At 36.7% G+C, this 1,085-nt stretch carries 2 protein-coding genes and 1 pseudogene; 2 read left to right on the plus strand and 1 reads right to left on the minus strand.

All coding sequences use genetic code 11. The annotated features are described in order from the left end of the window. Nucleotides 1-287: 287 nt before the first annotated feature. Nucleotides 288-569 (plus strand): type II toxin-antitoxin system RelE/ParE family toxin, encoded by a 282-nt coding sequence (locus ACFIMW_RS09335; RefSeq protein ID WP_375607580.1) that lies wholly within the window; start codon nt 288-290, stop codon nt 567-569. 17 nt (nt 570-586) lie between these two features. Beyond that, on the plus strand, nt 587-886 hold the full coding sequence (locus ACFIMW_RS09340) for a HigA family addiction module antitoxin (protein ID WP_183194585.1): 300 nt from the start codon (nt 587-589) through the stop codon (nt 884-886). 52 nt (nt 887-938) lie between these two features. Here ACFIMW_RS09340 and ACFIMW_RS09345 read toward each other — a convergent pair. After that, nucleotides 939-1,085, minus strand: a pseudogene (locus ACFIMW_RS09345) (integrase); the annotation flags it as partial.

Consider the following 1,085-nt stretch of genomic DNA (forward strand, 5'->3'; position numbering starts at 1 on the left):
ATCCCGAACCTTTAAAAAAGTCATATAAAATCAAAAAGTTATAGCGCCATAAAAGTGCTGTGGCGGAGGGGGTGGGAATGCTACATTTATATGCAATCAATAACTTATATAAAGGTAAGGGAATTTTAATTCCATTGATTTTATTAACTTATTTTTATGTCTATCCCGAACTTTTTTATAGCTTATTCTCAATCATTTTATCCAAATATGTAATCAGATTTTCCAGTATCTTACTTGACTTTTATTTTTATAAATCGTATAGTAATAGTATACGATAAGGGGTGCTAATGGCAATTGTGAGTTTCAGACATAAGGGCTTAAAATTATTTTATACAACAGGTTCCACAAAAGCTATTCGACCAGATCACATAAAGAAATTACGCGTCATCTTGACGGCTTTAACAAGTGCTACGACGCCCGAAATGTTGAAAGCGCCTGCCTTTAAAATGCATCCTCTTAAAGGTGAACTTACAGGCTACTATTCTATATGGGTGAATGGAAATTGGCGTGTTACTTTTCGCTTTATAGGAACAGATGTGGAGCTTGTTGATTATCAAGATTACCATTGATGAAAGGAACGAAAATAATGATGCATAACCCCGCACATCCGGGCGAAGTTCTAAAAGTAGCTTTCTTAGACGAAATGGGGATAACAATACAAAAGTTAGCTAATCATCTCCATATGACAAGAGCTTCTCTATCAAGAGTGATTAACGGACATGCCTCTATGAGTACCGAACTTGCAGTGAAATTAGAACTAGCTGGTTTTAGTAAAGCGAAATTTTGGCTGGATATGCAAACAAATTATAATTTATGGCAAACAATGCAACAGACACAACCACCTATTTCTCCTCTGGTTTCTGAAGCACATCAAACGTCGCTTTGATTTCGTTTATAATTTTGACGGGGCTTTAGTTTTTTAGCTTCCGCCCGTTGCTCTAACCTTTTTGAAGTTTTTTAATGGCTTCTATTGCAAGGCGTTTTCTATCGGCTGTTTTGGTATAAAGAGATGCCATTTTATCTTCTGTCCAGCCAAAAAGCGCTTTCATTTGCGAAACTGTCGCACCAGCATTGGCTGCACGTGT

It is taken from the genome of Bartonella sp. AC329YNZD, assembly GCF_042196685.1.
In the GTDB taxonomy this organism is placed as follows: Bacteria; Pseudomonadota; Alphaproteobacteria; order Rhizobiales; family Rhizobiaceae; genus Bartonella.

Coding starts and splice junctions, on each gene's coding strand:
- ACFIMW_RS09335 (WP_375607580.1), top strand. CDS start 288: ATGGCAATTGTGAGTTTCAGACATAAGGGCTTAAAATTATTTTATACA.
- ACFIMW_RS09340 (WP_183194585.1), top strand. CDS start 587: ATGATGCATAACCCCGCACATCCGGGCGAAGTTCTAAAAGTAGCTTTC.